The organism is Hyphomonas sp. (genome assembly GCF_037969335.1).
Taxonomy (GTDB): domain Bacteria; phylum Pseudomonadota; class Alphaproteobacteria; order Caulobacterales; family Hyphomonadaceae; genus Hyphomonas.
Map to the genome: position 1 here is coordinate 1 of NZ_JBBKXE010000168.1, position 23,485 is coordinate 23,485.

Consider the following 23,485-nt stretch of genomic DNA (forward strand, 5'->3'; position numbering starts at 1 on the left):
GATCATCCCCATCATCATGAAGAAGAAGACATTGGTGTTTACGACAGCCACCAGCGCCCCCTCCCCCAGCACACGACTGACCCAGATCGCAGCCCAGGTTCCAGCAATCGAATGCAGGAAATTGGTCATCAGCAGGGGCATCGAAAACACCAGGAGCGCCGGCACGATCGGTCCGTCGGTCAAACTCCGCGGCGCATTGATCCACCGCGCAAGCGCTGCTGGCGGCCCGGTATGGAATCCGCCAAGTCTCATGTGGGCATTATCAACGGAGTCAAATCAGGCGGTCTCTTCTTGACCCGTCACCCGTGTTTCGGGTGCACAGGCCTGTGGCAGCAACAGCGCGAAGACCAGCGAGTGGAAACGATCCGCCCATGGGTACTAGCAATATCGTTTCCTTTGACAAGGCCCGGGAGTGGACTCGCTTGGGCAAGCTTGGACCCAGCCCATCGACTTGTCTTCCATTCCGGAGAGTAAGACGCCGGAAATGCGCCGACCTAATTCCGGTCGCTCTGACTTTACCCTTCCAATGATGGCCGACGGCGTCTGGTCACCTCCGCATCACCGGGCTATTCTTTGCTCTAACCAGCCAACTCAACGCGGGACGCATGCCTGAGTCTTTACGCGAACTCTCCCCAGTAGCCGTCGTGATGGGCGTGTCCGGCAGCGGCAAGAGTACGCTTGGCCGCGCGCTCGCGACGCGACTCGGCTGGGCCTTCATCGAAGGTGACGACTTCCACAGCGCGGCGAATACGGCAAAGATGGCCGCCGGACAGCCGCTGGACAATTCTGACCGCCGGGACTGGGTCGCGGCCCTCACCGAATTCGTCCGCATGCGCAGAGCGCCCTGCATTGTTTCCTGCTCTGCCCTGAACGCCGTGGTGCGCGACTGGATTGCGGACGGCCTCAGCATCGCACCGGCTTACATCCTGCTCGACGGACCGGCTGCCCTGCTGCAGGAACGTCTCGTCGCGCGTCGCGGCCACTTCTTCGACCCTGCCCTGCTCGGCAGCCAGATTGACACCCTCGAACCGCCGGACGATGCCACCCGCATCGACATTGCCCTGCCAACCGAGCAGCAGCTTCGGCTCGCACTCGCGGCCCTTGCCAGCGTCTCCTAGACGAAACGCGACAAGATCAGCGCCGTCGCGAGCCCGACAAGCCCGACCAATGTTGCCGTCACGGTCCAGCTGCGCAGTGTTTGCGCTTCTGACAGGCCCAGATACCGACTGACGAGCCAGAACCCGCTATCATTGACGTGGCTGAGCACCGTTGCCCCGGATGCAATCGCCAATACCATCAGCGCCGTGCCGCCCGGACTGAGCCCCGCCAGTTCCACGAAAGGCGCCGCGATCCCTGCCGCCGTCAGCATGGCAACGGTCGCCGAACCTTGCGCCACCCGGATCATCGCAGCCACGGCAAAGCCAAACAGCAAGGGCGACATGCCGGTGGCTGTCAGCGTCTCCGCCAGCGCCGCACCCGCTTCCGAATCCACGAGGATCTGTTTGAAGGCCCCGCCGGCCCCGGTGATCAATACGACGACACCTGCAGGCTCCAGTGCCTTCACCATCGCCGCTGTGAGTATTTTTGCGGGCATGCCGCATATACCCCATGCCAGAAGACACGCGATCATCAGTGCAATGAACGGATGCCCGGCAAACATGATGAAGCGCGTAACGACCGCAGGTAATTCCAGCATGCCTGCCTTGCCCAGGGAGTCCACAAGCGTCCCCGTAATTATCAGCACAAGCGGCACCAGCACGATGCCCAGCGCGGTCAGGAGCCTATACCCCCGCTGACCGCCTCGGCATCCTGCCCCTCCGGAATCCCGCCCTGAAATGCCGGTTGCCGCTCCAGCCAGCGCGCGAACAGGGGCCCGGCCACCAGCATTGCTGGCAGCCCTGCGAGCGCCCCGAACGCGATCACCAGCCCAAGGTCCGCGCCGAGAATATCGGCCACCGCTATCGGACCCGGCGTCGGCGGGATGAAAGCATGTGACACGGCAAGACCCGCGAGCAGGGGAATCGCAAACACCACAATCGGACGACCGGTCCGGCGCGTCAGGCCATAGAGCACCGGCGCGAGAATGATCAGCGCGACATCGAGGAATACGGGAATGGCGACCACGAAGCCGACAAACCCTAGTGCCAGCGGCGCACGCTTTTCGCCGAATGCGTTCAGCATGCCCGAGGACAGGGCGCGCACGCCACCCGAGACTTCAAGCAGCGCGCCCAGCATTGCGCCGAGCCCCACCACGACGGCGACGAAGCCCAAGGTGCCGCCCATGCCGGTCTGAATCGAGCGGATGATCGCCGCCGGGTCCATGCCGTAGACGATGCCAAATCCTGCACTGACGAGAAGCAAGGCCAGGAATGCCGGAATGCGCGCACGCAGGATCAATCCAAGAAGCGCTGCTATGCTCGCGGCGACAATGATCAGGGCGTAAGCGGACTCCCCCACCGCAATCAGTCCTGGAAGCCGAGACCGGTGGCCTTCAGCCGCACGCGCGCGAGGAAAGATGCCGATGTCAGGTAAAGCGTGTGACCGTCCTCACCGAAGGCACAGTTTGCCACCGGGGTTCCCGTCACGATCCGCGCGACCGGCGTGCCATCCGGCAGGAATACATGCACACCGCCGGGCCCGGTCACATAGAGGCGTCCGTCGGCGTCAACCGCCATCCCGTCCGGCAGGCCCGGATAGTCCTGCCCGACCATTGCTGTCAGGTCGGCAAACACGCGCCGCTCAATGGCGAGCCCATCCGCTCCAAGCGTATAGGCGTAGACACGCGCCGCTTCCGGATCAGACACGGTCACATAGAGCGTTCCGCCATCCGGCGAGCGTACGATGCCGTTTGGCCGTGTCAGGCTGTCATCGATCACATGGACCGAGCCGCCCTCTTCATCCGGCCGCCTGAGGTAGACGCCGTTGAAATCCATCTCCCTGAACGGCGAGGCATCGAGTTCCCTGAGGCCATAAGGGGGATCGGTGAAATAGATCGCGCCCTCTTCCGCCAGCACGAGATCATTGGGGCTTGAGAAGCGCTTGCCGTTGAAATGTGTTGCCAGGAAGGTCTTCTCTTTCGTCTCGAGGTCGAGCCGGGCGATCGCCCGGTTGCCATGGTCCGCCAACAGGATCGTGCCAGGCCTGTCGCCGGGGATCAGGCCGTTGGCGCCGGGCTCCCGGAACACGCCTTCAGTATCCTCGCCGACAAGACCCGACGGCTGGAGGAATGTTTCCAGACCGGTTTCGTCACTCCATTTGTGGATCGTATTCCCGGGCACATCCGTAAACAGGAGGTATCCGCCGTCGCGAATCCAGACCGGCCCCTCGGACCAGCCGAACAGGTCCTCCGTCAGTTTCTCGACCTGCGCCCCCTCGGCGAACACCTCGGTTGCAAGGCCGTTGTCGAGCACCACGATCCCGGCCCCCTCGGGTTGTTCAGGGGCGAGACTTGCCTGAGGCCGTGGCGAAGCCGGGTCCGGCCCCGCCGGCTGTCAGCCGGCCGTCACTATCAGTCCGGCAAGGACAATCGCCCCGGACACGTGCCGAAAACACTCCATTCACTCCTCCATAATCGAAACAGGCGTTGCCAACGCAGCCGCCGGGCCGTCTGCAATCAGCGGCGCCGTTATTCGGAACTGCCCTGTCAGGCGAATGTCGGCTGATCCGGCGCCAATGCCGAAATCAATTCGCCCCGCATCCGCTTCAAACTGGCCGGAGGGCGCAAAATAGGCGAACTGTTCGGGCCGCAACGTGAACGCCACACGCTTCGTTTTCCCCGCTTCAATCGATACTCGCGCAAAGCCGCGCAGCTCCTGTTGCGGCCTTGCGACCTGTGCAACCGGATCGCGCACATAGAGCTGCACCACTTCATCGGCATCGGCCTGCGACGTGTTCGTAATGTCGGCGCTGATCGTCAGCGTGCCGCCGGGCGCGAGCGTTTCAGCCGACAGCTGCAGATTGTCATATTCGAAGGCCGCATAGCTGAGGCCGTGACCGAAGGCATAGGCTGGCGTGATGGGGATATCCATGTAGCGCGCGCTATCCTTCGACAGGTCCTCATTCGCGGGCCGTCCCGTGGGATAGTGCCCGATGAAAATGGGCGACTGACCGGTCCGGCGCGGGAAGGATGCCGGCAGACGCCCTGCCGGCGCCACGTCGCCGAACAGCACGTTCGCAACGGCTGGCCCCGCTTCGATTCCGGGGAACCAGGCCACCAGGATGGCAGCGCCTTCCCGGTCCAGCGGTCCGAGGTCCAGCGGGCGCCCGGTCATCAGGATTGTGACGACCGGCTTGCCTGTCGCCAGAACAGCTTTGGCCAGAACCTGCTGCGGCGCTGGCAGGCCTATATCGGAGCGCGAGCGCGCCTCGCCCGACAAATTATAATCCTCACCCGTCACAAGGATCACGACGTCTGCCGCTTCGGCTGCCGCCACTGCCCGCGCGATCGCCGCCGGATCGGCGGGATCACGCGTGCCTGCACCGGGCTCATAGACGACGTGCGCCTCGCCCAGCCGCGTGCGCAGCGCGTCGACCACCGTGATGACGTCTTCTTCCCGCCCCTGCGCCTTCCAGGAACCAATCATGGAGCGCGCATCACCGGCCAGCGCGCCAATGACCGCCACCTTGCCCGGCTCCGGCTTGAGCGGCAGCAGCCCGGCATCATTGCGCAGCAGCACCATCGAGCGTTCCGCAACACGCCGCGCCGCCGCCCGGTGGTCCGGCGTCAGCATGACAGCCGCCTCCCGGGCCGGGTCGCTATAAGCATACGGGTCATCGAACAGGCCGAGGCGATCCTTGGCCATGAGGACCCGCCGGGCCGAGGCATCCAGCGCTGCCTGCAGCGCGGGCGAGGCCTCCACGGCGGCGAGCATGTCGGCGGCATAAATGCCGCTGGTCATCTCCATGTCGACACTCGCGAGGAGCGCCAGCGCGCCTGCTCCGGCGCGCGTTTCCGCAACGCCATGATTGACCAGCTCGAGCACGGCGTTCCAGTCGCTGACCACAAGCCCGTCATAATCCCACTTGCCCCTGAGCAGATCGTGCACGAGCGCCTTGTTCGCCGTCGTCGGCACGCCGCCAATGTCGTTGAAGGCCACCATGAAGCTTCCTGCGCCCTCCTCTGCGGCGGCATGGAAGGGCGGCAGGTAGACATCCATCAGCGTCCGTTCCGAAATATCGGCGCTGTCATAGTCGCATCCGCCCGTCCCTGCGCCATAGGCACCGAAATGCTTGGCGGTGGCGATGATCGTGTCGGCCCGCGTCAGGTCTGCGCCCTGGTATCCGCGCACCTGGGCCCGCGCCATCGCCGATCCTAAGAAGGGTTCTTCGCCCGCCCCTTCGACAATGCAGCCCCAGCGGGCGTCGCGCGCAATGTCCAGCATCGGCGCAAAGGTCCAGTGCAGTCCTGCGCCAGACGCTTCCACCGCCGCCACGCGCGCAGCGCGTTCCGCGTCTGCGGTGTCGAATGTCGCCGCGATGCCGAGCGGCACGGGAAAGATCGTGCGGTAGCCATGCACGACGTCCATCGCGAACAGCAGCGGAATGCCATGCCGGCTCTCCTCGACCGCAACACGCTGAATCCCGCCAAGGAACTCCGCCCCGGCGACATGCAGGTAGGAGCAGACGCCGCCCGCTCGCACCCGGTCGTATTCCGCATCCGTGATCCGGGAGTTGAGCGCAATCTGGCGTCCGCCCGCCATCTGGTTCAACTGCCCGAGCTTCTCTTCGATCGCCATCCGCCCAAGGATGAAATCGACGCGCTCCGTTCCGCGGAGGCCATTGGCCGTCGCCTCACCGGCCGTGGTCGTGCCCGTCTCGACAAACACGTCCGCCCTTGGTGCAGGGGAGTCCGCGAGCGCACAGCCCGAAGCAGCGATCAACAGGATCGCGATGGCTGCCTTTCCGAATCCTGACGCGCTAGCCAGTTTGCCGAGCGATGCCCTGCAGGGATTTTGCATCCCGTCCTCCCCGGATATTCTTTTTTTGTTAGCGCTAGCAAAGCTGGCATCAGAAGCATCCGGAGTCAAACATTTGGTGCTCGGGGCGGAGTCAGTTCAATGCGGACGCGCCGCCATTACTCGCGGACGAACAGGTGCCACGCCTCGAGAAGGTCGCGCCATTCGCGACGCGCGGCGTTGCGCTTCCGTTTAAACCAGATCCGGCATCGGCCGTTCTCGCCTTCGGAACGGGAAGTGAGCGTTCCAGGCCAGTTCCTGAGGCTGAACGCCCTGCCCTGCAGCCTCAAGCCTGGTTCCCCTGACGATTCCCTCGGTTACTTCGTCAACGCGTCTATAATCCTGGTGAGTCCGTCTTTTGCCTTGGTTCGCATTTCATCATCCGTGGCATCCTGAATGGGATGGGGGACGAGGACATAGCGAGCGTCTTCCATACCAAGAGCGCTGCGCTGGAAATTGGCAGCTTCCTCGAACTCGGATGAAGCGATGGAGACCGATGGGATTCCCTGGATTTCAAACCAGACTGTGTCGTGCAGACTGCACGTCGTACAGGAACCTCAATCAGCCAAAGCCTCAATAACATAGTCCACTTCGCTCGCGATTTCGCGCCGCAGGTCATCAGGACATGGTTTGGTGAACGTTGGCTTCGCATAGCGCTTCACGACAATGCCCGGTTCTGCGGCTGTGAGCTGGCGCTCAAGCTCATCAAGCAGGACATTGCCCCGGGGCTTGCGGATGTCGAGCAGGCCAACGGTGCCTTTGAGCGCTCCCGTTCTCGCGGTGATCTGACGTGCCACCGGCTTTCGTTCGTCAGTGGGGTCGAGGATTGTTGTCATGGTCCAACCTTCTCCTGTTCGCTTGTTTTTTGATCATACCTGTTCGGGAACTTGTCTCTAGCCCAAATCGACCTTGCGCGACACCGATTGCGACCCGATTTCGCCGGTCGCCCACCCGTGAAAGGCCGAACTGAACTTGCCCGCATCAGAGCCGGCAACAACAATATGGATATATTCCGGACCCGCGAATTTCGGCACTTCTGTCTTGAGTTTCGCTGCGCCCATTTTTTCAGCCGTTGCCTTGGGGATGCCTGCGCCGGACATGTCGTCGGCAACCATCTCGCTCAAGGGTCGCCGGGTCACTTCCTGGATCCGGGCGCGTAGGCGATCCTTGCTGTAATCTCCTTCACTCATCAGCGTGTCGATGTGCTCCGGGCAGACAACGAGAAGTGCGTCTATTGGCAGGTTTCTCAATTTGGGCAGAAACACCCCTTCCAGTCCCAACCCGATAGACCCGGCGACCTGTTCTGGCTGGCGCGATTCCTGGTCAACGATATGGACGGGGCCGCCCGTCATGGCGAAGACCGTGACGACCGAATCCTCTTTCCTGAAACCGCGCTCAACGTGAAGCGGCGGCCATGGGGAGCGTTCTTCGTTTTCCGCGAAGCACATCGTGTACTTCATCGGATTGCCAAGTGTAGAGCGCTCGACGCCGCCGGGCTTGCCGCCACCGACATTGCCGACGATGAGGCGCAAGGCACGGCCGATCGTCGCGTTGGCGCGGTTGCCGGACCCGAGCGCACCGAGGCCCTTATTCATGCCGATCCGGTCACGAATGGGACCATTCACAACGATCACGGGCGCAGCGCCCATCGTTGTGGCCGTCACGCCGTGAATATTGAACGCGTCTGTGCAGACGGCTTCCAGTGCCGCGATGATAACCGGCATGTATTCCGGCTTGCAGCCAGCCATGACCGCGTTGATGGCAATCTTCTCCACTGTCGCTTCACCCATATTGGGAGGAACGGTCGCAATGAGGTCTTGCCCAGAGCGGTGCGTTCCTTCGAGCATTCGGAGAACGCGTTCAGGTGTTGGCGGCACGAGCGGCAGGCCATCTGAAAAGCCCTGATCGAACATGAACTCTATGACGTCATCTGCCGGAGCGATCTCGATTCGGCGAGCGAGCATGTTACTCCCTTCCGCGCTGGCGCGGAGCTTGTCGTATATTTCAGGATAGAGATGTTTGGATCCGCAACCGGGACGCCATGCCGGAAGGCTTTCCCAGTCTATCTGGGCTTGAGGAAGATCCAGAATCTGGGACAGATCTGCGCTCAGCTTCTCCCACTCTTCGCGAACGAACCCCTCGAAATGGGTCTGCACTGTACCATCGGCGTCTATCCAGAATACGGACGGAACGATCTCGATTTCCCAGTCGAACGAAACCTGGCACGTCGCATCATCCAGGATCGGAAGCGTGAGATGATGGCGGTCTTTGAGGACCGCATTGTCCGCCCCGGATTGCCCCACCATCAGCACGCGCAACTTGTCACCGTACGCCTTGTGGAAGGCCTCTACGACCGGCGCGGCCGTATTGCAGGTTTCGCAGTCTTCCTTGACGAAAACGACGAGATGCGGCCCGTCGCCAGGGAAAGCATGGATGTCGCCGGAAAGGGATTTCAGGGAGAAATTCGGTTTGGTGTCCGCCATGAATTCTCTCCTGCCTGTTTGATTTCATATTGGGGAGGCGAGACGGGTTTTGTCTAGGGTGACGCCGGGGCTGGCGGAGGTGGATGGGAATCGAACCCACCACACGTCTCGACGACGCGTCCATGGTTTTGAAGACCAGGGAAGCCACCAGACTCCAGTCACCTCCATGAGCAGCCGACGGTAGCGGCCGCCAGCCGCGCGTCAATCGTCAGCCATATAGCGCGTGTCGCCAATGCGGACCGTCGCGCCACGCGAATCGAGATACTCGAGGATCGGCACGATAAACTTGCGGGTTGTCTTCAGGGTCGCGCGCGCCTCTCCCGTCGAAAAGGCGGTCTGCCCCGGATAGCTGGACTTGAGTGTGCTGATGGCCGCAGCGATGGCGTCGGAGTGAAACACGAGAGACTGCTTGAGTGAGACATTATTCAGGCGAATGGCCGTTCCTTCGTGAATGAGAAGGGCCAGCAGGTCAGCGTCGACTGGATCGACGAGAAGTGAATCTGACGCTGGAGGGGCAAGAGCCGATTCCTTCAATTTGGCGGTTATGCTGGCCATGCGTTCTTGTAATTGTGCTGTCAGGTGATTGCGGGGCGCGTGCGTGAGCAAGGCCACGTCCGGGCCGGAAAGAACCAACTTTCCTTCCGAGACGAGCAGCGCCTCGACAAACGCGATCAGTTCCCATGCCGTCTGGGGGACGCGCATGTCAGCACGCGGGATCAGTGGCTTGAGAGGGCACGCCTCATGATGGGATTGAAGGCGCGCGACATAGCTTTCCTTGACCTCTTCAACAGTGGATGACACCGCGACAAGCGTGTCTGTCACGTCCACAAACATCGCGCCCAATTCCGGGCGGACTTTTGCAGCAGGGCTACGGGCAAGGCGGCAGATGTCTGCGATACGCGCGATCCCCAGATGTTCGCGGGCGAGCGCTGATGCGATACCCGAGGTGTCGCCGCCCCAAGCTGATTTGAGGGTTTCGAGCCGTCGCTTTTTCTGGGCATTTTTCGCGGGCGCCAAGGGGTCGAGTATGATCGCTCCGCCGATGGTCTCCGCTGGCGAAAGGCTGCGGATGATTGCATGCTGGCCCGCATATGTGGTGATGGCCGCAGGGAGGCGAAGCTGGGCAATGGCCGATGTGCCAGGGTTCAATTGCTTGCCGTCATAGAGGCGGACGCTCGCGACAGCATGGGCGGTGCCATATAAAACCCGCACCTGCTCCATGTGCTTGATGGGGCGGCTGGCGCGCGGGGACAGGCTGATTGAAACATCACATTGGGCGGAGGGGACGAATGCATTCGGGGTGTGCAGGATGTCACCCGGTTTGATTTGATTGACGGGGATACTTCGCAGGTTCAGCGCAGTACGCTCGCCGGCATTGGCTTGGGATGACGCCTGGCCGCGCACTTGTATCCCGCGGATGGTTATGGATTGCCCTTGGGGGGCAAGGACAAGGGCATCATCAACATTTATCGATCCGCCATGCAGTGTCCCCGTAACAACCGTGCCATGCCCTTCTGAAACGAAGACGCGATCGACTGGAAGGAAGGCGGCAGAAACGGGTGCTCTGCTGTTTGACCGAATGCCAAGAGGCTCCAATGCATCGCTAAGCGCGCCTATCCCTCCCCCGGTCGTCGAAGAGCAGAAGATGAATGGCGCATCGCGAAATCGTGTGTCTGACAGTGCGGCGCGCAGCCCGGCTTCACAGGCAGCGTATTCAGTTTTGGAAAGCCGGTCCGCATGAGTGACGGCGACAATGCCCTCATGGATGCCGAGGGATTCAGCAATTTGAAGGTGCTCAAGGGTTTGTGCCTGGACGCCCTCGACTGCGGATATGACAATGAGGGCTGCACGGGCACCAGATGCGCCGGAGACCATGGCCCGAACGAAGTCTTCATGACCGGGAGCGTCGATGAAGTCGATCATGACATCGCCGCACTGCCGGTAAGCAAAGCCTGGCGTGATGGAGAGCCCGCGCGCCTTTTCCTCTGGTAGCCTGTCGGTCTCCATGCCTGTAAGCGCACGCACCAGTGACGTTTTTCCGTGATCAACATGCCCGATTACGATGACGGGACAGGTTTTCATCCGGCAAGTACGCCGCGAAATGCATCCATGATAGCGGGCAGATCTTCGTCGGTGACGGTGCGGGCGTCCATGACAAAGCGGTCATCCCTTATGAGGCCGATGATTGGACGCTCAGCCTCCCGCAAGGCTGCGACGAGTGAGTCTGCGGTTTTGTGCGGTGTCGAGACAGAAACAGAATAGCTTTCCAGATCTTGTTGGGGAAGCGAACCACCGCCGACATAGGCAGCGCTTTTGGCGACAACCACATCTTCTATACCTGATGCGGTGAGCGCCGTGGCAAGCCTCTCCGCTCGGGCCCGAATTTCATCGACAGTTTGTGCAATCGCCCGCAGGACGGGCACGCTTTGGAAAGGGTCGTGCGGTTCCCGGTAGAGCCGGAGCGTCGCCTCGAGCGCCGCAAGCGAGAGCTTGTCGATGCGCACGGCCCGACAGAGCGGATGAGATTTCAAACGGCTGACGATATCGGAACGCCCGGCGATTATGCCCGCCTGGGGACCGCCAAGCAGTTTGTCGCCAGAAAACATGACGAGATCGACCCCTGCTTTCAGAATGTCGGAAACGACAGGTTCATCGTGAAGGCCATAGGCTGAAAGGTCGATCAGGACACCGCTACCAAGGTCTTCCATAAGGATCGTGTTTGACTTGCGCGCAAGCGAGGCCAGGTCCTCACGCTTCGGCGCCGTTGTAAAACCGACGATGCGGAAGTTGCTTGTGTGGCTTTTGAGAAGGACAGCGGTTTCCTCATCTATGGCGCGCTCATAGTCTGAGGTACGCGTTTTGTTAGTCGCGCCGACTTCCTTGAGGATCGCCCCACTTTGTTCGATGACGTCTGGCAGGCGAAAAGAACCGCCAATCTCGATCAGTTCACCACGCGACGCGATGACTTTCTTGCCCTGGGCCGTCGCCATGAGGCTGAGCAAGACAGCCGCAGCACAATTATTCACCACCAGGGCCGCTTCAGCGCCCGTCAGGTCGCAGATGAGGCCCTCGACATGGGCATAGCGCGATCCACGCTTTCCGGTCTCGAGGTCGAGTTCAAGGTTTGAGTAGTCTGCGCCGACCGCGTGCATCGCACGAAGCGCTTCTGGCGCGAGGCGCGCGCGACCGAGATTGGTATGGATAATGATACCTGTCGCATTGATAACCGAGCGCATGTTCGGCTGACGCTTCGCTTCGATGTAACTGGCCAAGCTGGTGGCAAAAGTTTCACTCGTGAATTCGGGCAGGCTATCCCTTTGGCCCGACTGAATGGCGCCGCGCAGGGTTTGAAGCGTCGAGCGAAGGGCTCCGGTCACTTCCGGGCGCGTGTAAGTCTGAAGTAGCGCCCCGATCTGCGCTGTTTCCAGAAGCGCCTGCATCTGTGGCAATTGTCTCAAAAGATGTCCCACGTGCGCTGATCCTGTTGCCTCGTGCGAGTGTAGACATGGACTGAGACTGTTCAAGACGAAACGCCATGTGCGAAAGAGGGTGCTGACGGTCCGGAACGAACGGGTGTCCGCTATTCGCGGGCGCGCAGGCTTAAGACGATGGGAATCGTCGCGTTTCGCGAGTGTCGGCCGCAAGATTCGGAGAACAGATCACCCTTTCGTTGCTGCAGGAAATCAGCCAATCCCGGAAGACGGGCTGGCGGAGAGACAGGGATTCGAACCCTGGGAACCCTTGCGAGCTCACTAGTTTTCGAGACTAGCCTATTCAACCACTCTAGCATCTCTCCGCGCCCCGGTGGGAAGCGTGGTGACCTATACTGGCTGGGCGAGGATTTCAAGCACCTGAAATCGTCTGAAGATGACATTTGACAGCCGGTCCGCTTTGGTGTTTACCCCCGGTTCAGGCGCGGACCGGCGACGGTTTCGCGCATATTTCATTTCGATTTCATGCCGGAAGGATGAGACCCATGTTCGCGGTCATCAAGACAGGTGGTAAGCAGTACAAAGTTTCCGAGGGCGACTCGATCGTCATCGAGAAGCTGGATGCTGAAGCCGGTAACGACGTGACGTTTGATAACGTCCTGATGCTGGGAAGCGGTGAGTCCGTAACAGTTGGCGCCCCCCTCGTGGCCGGCGCGACCGTTTCCGCCGAAGTTTCCGAGCATATGCGCGGTCCCAAGCTGATCACGCGCAAGAAGCGCCAGCGCCAGACATATCGCCGTACAATCGGCCACAAACAGCACCTGACGACCGTGACGATCACGTCGATCAATGCTGACGGCACCAAGCCAGCCAAGAAAGCCGCGCCAAAGAAAGCCGCTGCACCGAAAACTGAAGCTGCGGCGCCCAAGGCTGAAACCGCTGCTGCCGAGGCCCCCAAGGCCGCGCCAGCCGGCAAGCCGGAAGTCGACGCACGCGGCCGTATCGCAAAGCTCGAAGGCAAAGCCGACAATCTGAAGAAGATTTCAGGCGTTGGCCCCGTGCTGGAGAAAAAACTCAATGCAGCCGGCATCTACTTCTTCTGGCAGGTCGCTGCCCTGAAGGCAGAGCAGATCGCCGAACTGGAAGAAGAAATGAGCTTCCCCGGCCGCATCACCCGCGATGAGTGGGTCAAGCAAGCCGAAGAATTCGCCAAGGACGCATAAGGGCGCTATAAGCCCTTCAGACAGGACAGGAGCAGAGTATGGCTCATAAAAAATCAGGCGGCTCGTCACGTAACGGTCGCGACTCGAACCCGAAATACCTTGGCGTCAAGAAATATGGCGGCGAGCATGTCATTCCGGGCAATATCATCGTGCGCCAGCGCGGCACCCAGAAATATCCCGGCAAAGGCGTCGGCATGGGCCGCGATCACACGCTCTATGCGCTGACCGAAGGCAATATCGAGTTCGCCAAGAAGACTGGCGGCCGCATGTATGTGAATATTGTACCGCTCGCCAACGCAGCAGAATAGCGGCTGACAGCGCGGCCGCGGGAACGTGGCCGGATCGTATGTCGATCATTCCGAAGGGGAGGCAGGCCACTGCTTCCCCTTTTTCTTTGCCCTCCCCTGACCTTGTCCTGCCCCGAGGAGGCGACGATGAGTGAAGAGATCAGGACCGAGAGACTGCTGCTTCGCCAGGTAAGGCCCATGGATGCGGGTCCAATCACCGCCATCATCCAGGATCCGCGTGTGCACAGGATGCTGGCACAGGTGGCACCCAACCAGTCCAAGGCGCAAACCCTGGCATGGATCGCCAGGCATGATGCTGGCGCCGCACGGGATACTGATCATGTTCGGGCAATCGAACTCGATGGTCAGCTGGTCGGCGTGACGGGCGCGAATCGCAGCGACACCAGGTCGCCCTTCGAGGTCGGGTACTGGCTGGCGCCGCACGCCTGGGGCAAGGGCCTGATGACGGAGGCGGTCGGCGCCCTGCTGGAATGGCTGGAGCAGCGCGGCGAACGGGCTTTTGTGTCTGGTCATTTCGCGGACAACCCGGGTTCGGGGCGCGTGCTGCAGAAACTGGGCTTCATGAATGCCGGACGGAATCCGGTTTTCTGCCTCGGCCGGGGCGAAATGGTAGATCACTTGTACATGGCGCGGATCGCGCGAAACGCGTAAGAGAACCCGATGAAATTTCTTGACCAAGCCAAAGTCTATATCAAGTCCGGTGGCGGCGGCGCGGGCTGTGTCTCGTTCCGACGTGAGAAGTATGTCGAATATGGTGGCCCTGACGGGGGTGACGGGGGCCGTGGTGGTGATGTCTGGGCGGAAGCCGTGGACGGCCTGAACACGCTGATCGACTATCGCTACCAGCAGCATCACAAGGCCAAGCGCGGCGGCCATGGCATGGGCAAGCAGCGCACCGGCGCCAAAGGCGACGATGTCACGCTCAAATTGCCCGTCGGCACCCAGATATTCGAGGATGACCAGGAAACACTGATCATCGACCTGACCGAAGTGGGCCAACGCGTGTTGCTGGCGACCGGCGGCAATGGCGGCTGGGGCAATCTGCGATTCAAATCATCGACCAACCAGGCCCCGCGCCGGGCGAATGCCGGCGTGGAAGGCGTAGAGCGCTGGCTCTGGCTGCGCCTGAAGCTGATCGCTGATGCGGGCCTTGTCGGCCTGCCGAATGCCGGCAAGTCGACCTTCCTGAGCGCTGTCACTGCCGCCAATCCGAAGATTGCCGACTATCCGTTCACGACTCTGGACCCCGGTCTGGGTGTCGTCGATCTCGGCCCGAACACGCGGTTCGTACTGGCCGACATTCCCGGCCTGATCGAGGGTGCGGCGGAGGGCGCGGGACTGGGACACAGATTCCTGGGACACGTCGAACGCTGCAAGGTGCTGCTGCACCTGATCGACTGCACGCAGGACGATCCGGCAGGTGCCTATCGCACCATCCGCAAGGAACTTGAGGATTACAGCCCGGAACTGGCCGAACGTCCGGAAATCGTCGCGCTCAACAAGATCGACGCGCTGAATCCGGAACTGGTCGCCGAACAGGCCAAGCAATTGAAAAAGGCCTACAAGGGCAAGCCGTTGCTGATGTCCGGCGCCACCGGCGTTGGCGTGCGTGAAGCCCTGTTCGAGATCGTGAAGCAACTCGGCATGCAGGCCGAGCTCGACGCCTCTGGGGACGACGAGTCATGGGCGCCCTGACTGGCAGGCCTGGTCAGCTAGTGATGATGGTGCGGCTCTGTATTCAGCCGCCCGCACTTGCCGCATTTCACGACGACACCGTGCGCGTCATGGTGCCCGACATTGACCAGGAGCTTGGTCTTGCAGCCGCCACAACGATACGTCTCGTCCCCGCCGCCTTCGCGCACGGGCGTGCCGGCCGTGTGTTCAAGAATGTCCGCACCGGCGGCGGCTTCGGGCGAAATCTGGATCATGTCGAATTGGGGCATGGAACGGGCCTTGTCGAAAAAGGGGCTGGATTGACGGCCCACACAGCACAAGGCGACGTAAATTGCCAGCACAGGATTGGCGGCATCGCATGACAGACAGCCCATTCCAGACAGCCAGGCGCATCGTCGTGAAGACCGGCTCGGCGCTGATCGCAGACGGCGGCGCCGCGCGGACCGAATGGCTCGCACGGCTCGCTTCGGACATTGCGGACCTGAGGGCGCGGGGCCAGCAGGTGATTCTCGTGTCGTCCGGCGCGGTGGCGCTTGGCCGAGTCGATCTCGGCTCGCCCTCCCCGGCCCGGTTGGACCAGAAGCAGGCGGCCGCCGCCATTGGCCAGCCGCGCCTCATGGCCGCGATGGCAGGTGCGTTTTCGCCGCACGGCATCACGGTGGGACAGGCGCTGCTGACCCTCAGCGACACGGAGATCCGGCGGCGCTGGCTGAATGCGCGGGCCACGCTGGATACATTGCTGGACGCGGGTATCGTTCCGGTAATCAACGAGAATGACACGGTCGCAACGGACGAGATTCGGTATGGTGACAATGACCGGCTGGCGGCGCGGGTGGCACAGATGATGGGGGCGGACCTTCTTGTGCTGCTGTCAGACATTGACGGGCTCTACACAGCCGACCCGAATTCGAATCCTGACGCGACGCACATCCCTGTTTTGAAATCCCTTTCAGCCGAACATGACGCGATGGCGACGGGGGCAAACGCGAGTGCTGGCGTCGGCTCAGGCGGCATGGTGACCAAGCTGGCGGCGGCGCGGATCGCACATGCGGCGGGGTGTTCAACCATCATCACGCGCGGCAACCGGGACCACCCGTTACGGGCGATCGAGGATGGCGCGCTGGCGACGCTGATCGTCGCGGACATTACACCTGGGCGGGCCCGCGAGGCGTGGTTGATGGGCCATTTGAAGCCTGAAGGCACGATCCGGGTGGATGCCGGTGCGGCTCGGGCGTTGCAGGGGGGCGCCAGCCTTTTGGCGGTGGGCGTGACGGGTGTGGATGGGGTGTTCGAACGGGGCGCTGCGGTGGCGGTAAGGCAGGATGGCGGTGGCGTTATCGTCAAGGGCATCACCTCCTACGGCTCCGCCGATATCCTGCGCATTGTCGGCCTCCAGAGCGAGGATGTGGAAGCGGTTCTCGGGTATCGCGGCCGTCCGGCCGTGATCCACCGGGACGACATGGTGCGCGTATGAGTGACGCCGGACAGTTGGAAATCCGGCCCGCATCAGTCGGTGACCTCGATGATCTGGTCCGCCTCGAAGAGGCCTTTCCCGAGGAAGACCGGTTCCCGCGGCGCACCTGGCGGCGATTGCTGGACGGCCATACGGTTGCGCATGTTGCGGTATCCGGCGGAACCGTTGTCGGGGCAGCGGTGTTGCTGTTCCGGACGGGCAGCCGGGTGGCGCGTCTCTACACGCTGTCAGTGACTCCCGAGCTGCGGGGCAAGGGCATCGCCCGGCAGTTGATGGCAGCGGGTGAGGCAGCCGCGGCCGAGAAGGATTGTGACCGAATGAGACTGGAAGCGCGCGAATCGAACCAGCATGCTATTCTGCTTTACGAACGCAGCGGATATCGCGTAATTGCGCGCGTCGCTGGCTATTACCCGAATGGAGAGACCGCAGTGCGGATGGAGAAGCCCCTGGGCAGTTCGGTGAGTTCAGGCCGATGACCGACTGGGTCATACTCGTCGAATCGGCGAGCGATATTTCGCAGGCCGAGACGCCCCACAAAGTGCTGCGGGTGAGCGACTACATCTCCAAGCCGGCCCTGTTTGCCGGCCGGCGGCCCTATATCCTCAACCTGTCGCGCTCCTATTCCTACCAGTCCGAAGGCTATTATGCGTCGCTGCTCGGCGAAGCGCGCGGTCACAGGGTGAGCCCGAGCGTGCAGACCATGGTCGAACTCTCGGCCAAGGGACTCTATGCGCACGCCCTGCCCGACCTTGGCGAACGGTTGCGCGAGGCGCGGGCCAAGGGCGCGCCGGAAATCAACAGCCTGTTCATCGCGTTCTCCAAATCCGAAGTGCCCGGCTATGAGCGGCTGGCGCGGGAAGTGTCGGACTGGTTCCGGACCCCTGCCCTGGAAGTGGATTTCGATGATAGTGCGCCCAGCGGCATTTCGCGCGTACGCATGGTATCGCCGCACAAGCTCAAGGATGCGCGGCGCGATTTCTTCCTTGAGTCCATGGCGACTTATACGAGCGGCCGGATCAGCGCGCCGAAGACCAAGGCCCCGGCCAAATGGTCGCTCGCCGTGCTGGTCGATCCGAAGGAACAACATGCGCCGTCGAAACCGGCGTCGATCAAGCGGCTGGCCGATGTGGCAGCGAAGATGGGCGTGGAAGTCGAGATCATCGAGCCGTCGGACCTGACGAGCCTTGCCGAATTCGATGCGCTGTTCATTCGCGCGACCACATCGATCGATAATTTCACCTATCGGTTCGCGCGGCGCGCCGAGCAGGAAGGCATGCCGGTCATTGACGACACCCACTCGATGATCCGGTGCACGAACAAGGTTTACCTGAAAGAGATACTCGAGAAGGCCGGCCTGCCGATTCCCCGGACCGAAATTCTCGACGAGAAAACCGACCTTGCCGTCGTGTTCGAGCAATTGGGGTCTCCGGTGATCCTGAAAACGCCGGACGGCTCATTCGGCAACCATATGGTCAAGGCGACATCACTGGACGAGTTGAAGACGGCTGTGAAAGGCATGTTCGATGACACGGCACTGGTCATCGCGCAGGAATTCATGCCGACCAAGTTTGACTGGCGCATCGGCGTGCTGAATGGCGAGCCGCTTTATGCCTGCCAGTATCGCATGGCACGCGGTCACTGGCAGATCGTCAAGCACGCCCCCGGCGGCAAGACGACTGAAGGCGGCTTCACCACGATGCCTGTGGAAGACGCGCCGCCGGATGTTGTTGATGTGGCCGTGCGCGCGGCGCGCCTGATCGGCGACGGGCTCTACGGCGTGGACCTGAAGGAAACCGACAAGGGCGTCGTGATCATCGAGATCAATGACAATCCCAGCATCGACCATGATGTCGAGGGCGCGGTGATGAAGGACGAAATCTGGCGCCGCATCATCTCGTGGTTCTCCACACGCCTTGAACAGCGCATGGGCCGCACCTGACACGCGTCAGAACCTGAACGCGCCTGAACGCAGCGAGTCAAACCGGTCCTGCGTGAACGGCACGTATTCCTTGCGCTCGGGATGATACATCCAGATCGGGTCTGTCACCTGCTCCAGGTCGTAACCTTCCTTAACCAGTTCGACCTTGCGATACTTGAACGTGCCCGTCGTTTCGGCGTCACGCTGCACACGGATAAACACGGGGATGGCATAGGGCGGCAGTTTCTCGTCGAGCGCCTTGTAGAGACCGTCATAGTCGACGTCGCCGTCAGTTGTGATGGCGGCCATGCCTGCCTTGCCATCATATCCTTGTATTGGAACGCCGTAGACATTGGCCGTGGCAATTCCCGGCATGGCGGACAGGGCCTCGCCGACTTCGTTGGTTGAGACATTCTCGCCTTTCCAGCGGAACGTGTCGCCGATCCGGTCGACGAAATAGATATAGCCGTCCTTGTCCTTGCGCATCAGGTCGCCGGTGCGGAACCACATGTCGCCCTTTTCAAACACGTCGCGCAGGATTTTCTTCTTCGTTGCCTGCTCGTCATTATAACCTTCGAACCGGTTGCGCACGTCTTCGCCAATCAGTCCGAGCGCCTCCCCGGCCTCATCCACGTCCGTGCGGATGCAGAAGCCTTCGGCATCGCGGACAGGTTCTTCGGTCTCGATGTCGAACTTCACGAATGCGATGTTGGCAAACTGCTTCTCGAGCCACCCTGGAATACGGCCGACAGCGCCGACCTTGCCGTCAAAGTTGAGGAAACTGACATTGCCCTCGGTCGAGCCGTAAAACTCGCAGAGATGCGGAATATTGAAGCGTTCGAGGAACTCGGCCCAGACTTCCGGGCGCAGGCCATTACCGAAGCCGGTCCGGATCTTGTGCGCGCGCTCTTTCGGATGCGGCGGCTGGTTCAGCAAATAGCGGCAAAGTTCGCCAATATAGACAATGGACGTGGCGCCCTCATCGGTCGCCTCGTCCCAAAAGGCACTAGCCGAGAACTTGCGACGCAAGATGATCGAGGCTCCCGTCATCAGCGCCTGGCCGACGCCGCAGAGGCCGCCTGTGCCATGATAGAGCGGGAGCGTGAGATAAATACGGTCGCGCTCGGTGATGTGGCACGGCGAGATGAAGCTGCACATCATACCCTGGGTGCGGGCATTGGTCAGCCTCGCGGCCTTAGGTAGGCCGGTCGTGCCGGACGTGTACACATAGAGGCAAAGATCGCGGCCACGTAGCGCGGCGCGATGGTCGCGCGATGGCCGCATGGCTGGCACGCCTGCCAGCGCCGATTCGAAATCATTACCCTCGCCACCGCCCAGCGTCCACACAGGCGGATTCGCGGTGAACAGTCCTTGCGAACTGCGGATCACATCATCCTGATCTGTTCCCGTGATGATGAATTTGGCTTCGGAAATATTGATGCAATGGGCAAGCGAGTCGCCTTCGAGGTTTGAATTGATAAGCGCCACGACGACGCCGATCTTGGACATGGCATACCAGGTGGCGACATAGTCGGGCCGGTTCTCCATGAACAGCGCGACGCAATCTCCGGCTGCCAGCCCCTGTTCCAGTGCCCAATTGGCAATGCGATTGGCACGGGCATCGAACTCGTCATAGGTGGTGAGCGTGCCCTCGAACCGGAAGGCGACATTGGCGCCATGCCTGTCGACCACTGCTTCGATATCGTCCGCCACGAGGTTTTCGGAATCCGGGCTGATGTCCCCGGTCCATTTCGTAAGCGCCCGAACGGCGAGGTAATATTTGATTTCGCGGGCGAGCATGGAGACGAAAGTCATGTAGGAGACATCCTCGGATTGGGTCAGGCGGTTCATTTCCTATGAAAACCGCAGCCTGACAAGGTGAACGCGGGATCGCCAGGATTGTCAAAGGGCGTTCGATAGCCGGAACGCAAAGACGGGTTTGCAGGTTGTGGCGTCTCTGGTAGTTGCTGCGAATGCGAAGCGGAGGGTGCGCAATGTCTGATCCTGTCGGAAATCTTTTGGAATTGCTGGACATTGAACGCCTGGAGCATGACCTGTTCCGTGGCCAAAGCCCGGACGAGCGCGCAAACCAGCGTGTCTTCGGCGGCCAGGTGATCGCTCAGGCCCTGGTGGCAGCCCAGCGGACTGTGTCGGATGACCGGGTGTGCCACTCGCTTCATGCCTATTTTATCCGACCGGGCGACCCCAAAGTGCCGATCATCTACCAGGTCGACCATGCCCGCGACGGCGGCAGTTTCACGACTCGCCGCGTGGTCGCCATCCAGCACGGCAAGCAGATTTTCAACCTGGCCGCCAGTTTCCAGGTGCCCGAAGAAAGCTGGGAACACCAGCACGACATGCCGGACGTGCCGCCCCCCGAGGCCCTGAAAGGGCTGCGCGAGCGCCGTGTCGAAATCGCCGAGAAGGTGCCTGAAGCCCTGCGCCATGAGTTCACACGCGAGCGCGATATCGAAATGCGTGACGTCACGCCGCTGGACCTGTTCCACCCCGAGCCAGCCAGCGACGTGCATCAGGTCTGGTTCCGGGTCGCCCGCGAAGTCGGCGACGACCCAGCGCTGCATCTGTGCCTGCTGGCCTATGCCTCAGACATGAGCCTGCTGGGCACCGGCAATCGCCCCCACGGCCTGACATGGTTCGATCCAAAACTGATGTCGGCGAGCCTGGATCACGCGATCTGGTTCCACGCGCCGGTCAAGTTTTCCGACTGGCACCTGTATGCGATGGATAGCCCATTTGCGGGCAGCGGACGAAGCTTCAACCGGGGAAGCATCTACAACCAAGACGGCAAACTGGTCGCCAGCGTAGCGCAGGAAGGCCTCATGCGCCGGAAAAAGCCGAAGAGCTGAGGTTTTTAGCCGGTGTGCCTGTGAATAACGCCCTGTTTGAGCGGGATTTTCGCGTTCGCAGCAAATCTGTTGCGAATAACAGCTGAAAAGGGCTTGCGCCCGGCGGCACTCCCATTATTACGGGACTCCGGAGCGTAGCGCAGCCTGGTAGCGCATCTGGTTTGGGACCAGAGGGTCGGAGGTTCGAATCCTCTCGCTCCGACCAAAAACTTTCTCGAAGAGACGAGGCTGGCAGATGGAAGCGCGAATCTACAAACCCCATAAAAGCGCGATGACGTCTGGCCGTGGCAACACCAACGCCTGGATCCTCGAATTCGTAAATCCGGATGCCCGGCGCAGCGCCGACCCGGTCATGGGCTGGACCAGTATTGACGATACGTCCGGACAGGTCCGCCTGGAATTCGATACGCAGGAACAAGCTGTTGAATACGCCCAGCGCGAAGGCATGACATTCCGCGTCGAAGAAGCGCGCGAGCGCAAGCGCCTGGTGAAATCATACAGCGAAAATTTCGCGTTTGACCGCAAGCAACCATGGACGCACTAAGGCGCGTCACTGACGTGGCCCCTTAGCTCAACTGGATAGAGCACCGGACTTCTAATCCGACGGTTGCAGGTTCAAGTCCTGCAGGGGTCACCATAGAGACCCGATCAAGACATTCCCATTCAGTACCAGCCGACGCAGGCATGCGCCCCCGAAGCCACGCCTATTCCGCCGGCGCTCCGGCCAGGTCTGCCTCTTCTGATTCTTTTTCGAGCTTGCGGGCGACATCACCGGGTGAGCCCGACTTGCGCGCGAACAACGCATAGGCTGTCGGAACGAACAGGACGGTGACGAAGACAGCTGTGATGACGCCGAACAATATCACCACACCAATCGCCTGCCGGGTTTCTGCCCCTGCCCCTTCTGACAGGATCAGGGGAAGCGCGCCTGCCGCCGTCGTCAGCCCCGTCATGACGATGGGACGGAAACGCGCCAGGGATGCTTCGCGCAAGGCGTCGTCGAATTCCATGCCCTCGTCGCGCAGCTGGTTGGCAAATTCGACGATCAGGATGCCATTTTTTGCCGCCAGTCCGACCAGCATGATCAGACCGATCTGCGTGTAGATATTGATCGTATTGCCGGTCAACCAAAGGCCGAGCAGGCCTCCGGCAATCGTCGCGGGCACGCAGAGCATGATGACAATCGGGTGCCGATAGCTTTCGAACTGGGCCGCGAGAACGAGGAAGACGATGACCAGACCGATAGCGAAGACAAACAGGATAGACGAGCCCGACGATTTGAAGTCGAGCGACTGGCCTTTGAAGTCGATCTGGGCTTCGGAGGGCAGGACCTCGCGCGCCACGCGCTCCATGCCGCTCAAGGCTGTCCCGAGGGACACGCCGGGCGCCAGGCCCGCCTCGATGGTGATCGAGCGGACGCGATTGTAGCGATTGAGGCTTGGACTGTCGGCAATCGACCTGATCGTCGTGAGGCTGGATAGCGGGATGAGCTGGCCGGAACGCGATGACCGAACATAGATGTTCTGGATATCCATTGGCGTGTCCTGGTCTGACCGCAGGCCTTCGAGGATGACGTCATATTCTTCGCCATTGTCCGTATAGGTCGTGACACGCCGGGAGCCGAGCATGGTCTGCAATGTGGTGCCAACTTCAGACACGGTCACGCCGAGATCAGCGGCGCGCTCATAATCGATCGAAATCCTAAATTGCGGCTGCGTTTCCTTATAGTCCCAATCGACATCGACCAGACCGGGATTGTCAGTTTCCAGCGCCGCGACGAATGTATCGCGCCACTGTGTCAGGTCTTCGTAGGAGGGCCCACCTATGACGAACTGGATGGGCTTTCCATTTCCGCCACCCAGCCCCTGCCGCATGATCGCGAAGGCGCGGATGCCCGGAAGATCGGAGAGTTTTCCATTGATTTCCTGGATGATCGCGTCGGCCGACCGACGATTGGCCCAATCGTCGAGGACGACAATGACAAACCCCTCATTGAAACCCGACGACCCGAACCCGGGCGAGCGCAGCAACAGGCGCGTCGCTTCGCCCGACTCCGAATAGGGCAGCAGCCGGCGCTCGATCTCGTCGAGATAGGTGGACATATAGTCGAAGGATGCCCCTTCTTCGCCCCGGATGCTGATAAAGAAGCTGCC

At 61.3% G+C, this 23,485-nt stretch carries 21 protein-coding genes, 4 tRNA genes and 1 pseudogene; 12 read left to right on the plus strand and 14 right to left on the minus strand.

Annotated features, from left to right (window positions below; all coding sequences use genetic code 11):
* Positions 1–252 (minus strand): annotated as a pseudogene (locus AADA04_RS12425) (hypothetical protein); the annotation flags it as partial.
* A 353-nt stretch (positions 253–605) separates the two neighbouring features.
* Here AADA04_RS12425 and AADA04_RS12430 point away from each other — a divergent pair.
* Positions 606–1,118, plus strand: coding sequence for a gluconokinase (locus AADA04_RS12430; protein WP_340693591.1), 513 nt, complete (start codon positions 606–608; stop codon positions 1,116–1,118).
* Here the strand turns inward: AADA04_RS12430 and AADA04_RS12435 are convergent.
* From AADA04_RS12435 to AADA04_RS12480, 10 genes are all read right to left on the minus strand, one after another.
* Positions 1,115–1,759, minus strand: a complete 645-nt coding sequence (locus tag AADA04_RS12435; protein ID WP_340693592.1) for a hypothetical protein — start codon at positions 1,757–1,759, stop codon at positions 1,115–1,117. The two genes, AADA04_RS12430 and AADA04_RS12435, sit on opposite strands and share 4 nt — an antisense overlap.
* Before the next feature lie 14 nt (positions 1,760–1,773).
* Positions 1,774–2,457, minus strand: coding sequence for a hypothetical protein (locus AADA04_RS12440; RefSeq protein ID WP_340693593.1), 684 nt, complete (start codon positions 2,455–2,457; stop codon positions 1,774–1,776).
* A gap of 5 nt (positions 2,458–2,462) precedes the next feature.
* Entirely contained in the window at positions 2,463–3,413 is a 951-nt protein-coding gene (locus tag AADA04_RS12445) for an SMP-30/gluconolactonase/LRE family protein (RefSeq protein WP_340693594.1), read from the minus strand.
* A 144-nt stretch (positions 3,414–3,557) separates the two neighbouring features.
* Positions 3,558–5,957 (minus strand): glycoside hydrolase family 3 N-terminal domain-containing protein, encoded by a 2,400-nt coding sequence (locus tag AADA04_RS12450; protein WP_340693595.1) that lies wholly within the window; start codon positions 5,955–5,957, stop codon positions 3,558–3,560.
* Between the two features lie 314 nt (positions 5,958–6,271).
* Complete coding sequence (locus AADA04_RS12455) at positions 6,272–6,790, minus strand: UGSC family (seleno)protein (RefSeq protein WP_340693596.1); 519 nt, start codon at positions 6,788–6,790, stop codon at positions 6,272–6,274.
* Between the two features lie 57 nt (positions 6,791–6,847).
* Positions 6,848–8,437 (minus strand): TlpA disulfide reductase family protein, encoded by a 1,590-nt coding sequence (locus AADA04_RS12460; protein WP_340693597.1) that lies wholly within the window; start codon positions 8,435–8,437, stop codon positions 6,848–6,850.
* A gap of 71 nt (positions 8,438–8,508) precedes the next feature.
* Positions 8,509–8,603: transfer RNA gene (locus AADA04_RS12465), tRNA-Sec, on the minus strand.
* Positions 8,604–8,638: 35 nt separating this feature from the next.
* Positions 8,639–10,519 carry a selenocysteine-specific translation elongation factor gene (gene selB / locus AADA04_RS12470; RefSeq protein WP_340693598.1) on the minus strand — a complete coding sequence of 627 codons (1,881 nt, stop codon included), beginning with the start codon at positions 10,517–10,519 and terminating at the stop codon, positions 8,639–8,641.
* The gene (selA, locus tag AADA04_RS12475; protein ID WP_340693599.1) at positions 10,516–11,907 is read right to left on the minus strand and encodes an L-seryl-tRNA(Sec) selenium transferase; all 1,392 of its coding nucleotides are present in this window, start codon (positions 11,905–11,907) and stop codon (positions 10,516–10,518) included. Before selA ends, selB begins: the two co-directional genes overlap by 4 nt.
* Positions 11,908–12,143: 236 nt before the next feature.
* Positions 12,144–12,233 (minus strand) — tRNA-Ser (locus AADA04_RS12480).
* A 180-nt stretch (positions 12,234–12,413) separates the two neighbouring features.
* Here AADA04_RS12480 and AADA04_RS12485 point away from each other — a divergent pair.
* The 4 genes from AADA04_RS12485 (at position 12,414) to obgE (ending at position 15,094) form a co-directional block, all read left to right on the plus strand.
* Entirely contained in the window at positions 12,414–13,091 is a 678-nt protein-coding gene (locus tag AADA04_RS12485) for a 50S ribosomal protein L21 (protein WP_340693600.1), read from the plus strand.
* A gap of 38 nt (positions 13,092–13,129) precedes the next feature.
* Positions 13,130–13,399: a 50S ribosomal protein L27 gene (rpmA, locus tag AADA04_RS12490; protein WP_340693601.1), complete on the plus strand. Its 270-nt coding sequence runs from the start codon at positions 13,130–13,132 to the stop codon at positions 13,397–13,399.
* Between the two features lie 126 nt (positions 13,400–13,525).
* Positions 13,526–14,050, plus strand: coding sequence for a GNAT family N-acetyltransferase (locus AADA04_RS12495; protein ID WP_340693602.1), 525 nt, complete (start codon positions 13,526–13,528; stop codon positions 14,048–14,050).
* 9 nt (positions 14,051–14,059) lie between these two features.
* The gene (obgE, locus tag AADA04_RS12500; RefSeq protein WP_340693603.1) at positions 14,060–15,094 is read left to right on the plus strand and encodes a GTPase ObgE; all 1,035 of its coding nucleotides are present in this window, start codon (positions 14,060–14,062) and stop codon (positions 15,092–15,094) included.
* Positions 15,095–15,111: 17 nt separating this feature from the next.
* Here obgE and AADA04_RS12505 read toward each other — a convergent pair whose 3' ends face one another.
* Positions 15,112–15,342, minus strand: coding sequence for a hypothetical protein (locus AADA04_RS12505; protein WP_340693604.1), 231 nt, complete (start codon positions 15,340–15,342; stop codon positions 15,112–15,114).
* Positions 15,343–15,431: 89 nt separating this feature from the next.
* Between AADA04_RS12505 and proB the strand changes: the two genes are divergently transcribed.
* Genes proB through AADA04_RS12520 form a run of 3 tightly spaced genes read left to right on the plus strand, consistent with a single transcriptional unit; the run spans position 15,432 to position 18,486 of the window.
* Positions 15,432–16,547 carry a glutamate 5-kinase gene (gene proB, locus AADA04_RS12510; protein ID WP_340693605.1) on the plus strand — a complete coding sequence of 372 codons (1,116 nt, stop codon included), beginning with the start codon at positions 15,432–15,434 and terminating at the stop codon, positions 16,545–16,547.
* Positions 16,544–17,023, plus strand: coding sequence for an N-acetyltransferase (locus AADA04_RS12515; RefSeq protein ID WP_340693606.1), 480 nt, complete (start codon positions 16,544–16,546; stop codon positions 17,021–17,023). Before proB ends, AADA04_RS12515 begins: the two co-directional genes overlap by 4 nt.
* Positions 17,020–18,486 (plus strand): RimK family protein, encoded by a 1,467-nt coding sequence (locus tag AADA04_RS12520; protein WP_340693607.1) that lies wholly within the window; start codon positions 17,020–17,022, stop codon positions 18,484–18,486. The genes AADA04_RS12515 and AADA04_RS12520 overlap by 4 nt, the downstream gene beginning before the upstream one ends.
* Before the next feature lie 6 nt (positions 18,487–18,492).
* On the opposite strand, the gene AADA04_RS12525 is transcribed toward AADA04_RS12520, so the two are convergent.
* Positions 18,493–20,316 (minus strand): long-chain-acyl-CoA synthetase, encoded by a 1,824-nt coding sequence (locus AADA04_RS12525; RefSeq protein ID WP_340693608.1) that lies wholly within the window; start codon positions 20,314–20,316, stop codon positions 18,493–18,495.
* 143 nt (positions 20,317–20,459) lie between these two features.
* Here AADA04_RS12525 and tesB point away from each other — a divergent pair, with 143 nt between their 5' ends.
* The 4 genes from tesB (at position 20,460) to AADA04_RS12545 (ending at position 21,969) form a co-directional block, all read left to right on the plus strand.
* Positions 20,460–21,332: an acyl-CoA thioesterase II gene (tesB, locus tag AADA04_RS12530; protein WP_340693609.1), complete on the plus strand. Its 873-nt coding sequence runs from the start codon at positions 20,460–20,462 to the stop codon at positions 21,330–21,332.
* Positions 21,333–21,460: 128 nt separating this feature from the next.
* Positions 21,461–21,537 (plus strand) — tRNA-Pro (locus tag AADA04_RS12535).
* Between the two features lie 30 nt (positions 21,538–21,567).
* Entirely contained in the window at positions 21,568–21,876 is a 309-nt protein-coding gene (locus AADA04_RS12540) for an ETC complex I subunit (RefSeq protein ID WP_340693610.1), read from the plus strand.
* A 16-nt stretch (positions 21,877–21,892) separates the two neighbouring features.
* A tRNA-Arg gene (locus AADA04_RS12545) sits at positions 21,893–21,969 on the plus strand.
* A 67-nt stretch (positions 21,970–22,036) separates the two neighbouring features.
* Here AADA04_RS12545 and AADA04_RS12550 read toward each other — a convergent pair.
* Positions 22,037–23,485: efflux RND transporter permease subunit (locus tag AADA04_RS12550; protein WP_340693611.1), on the minus strand; the 1,449-nt coding region annotated here is incomplete at its 5' end.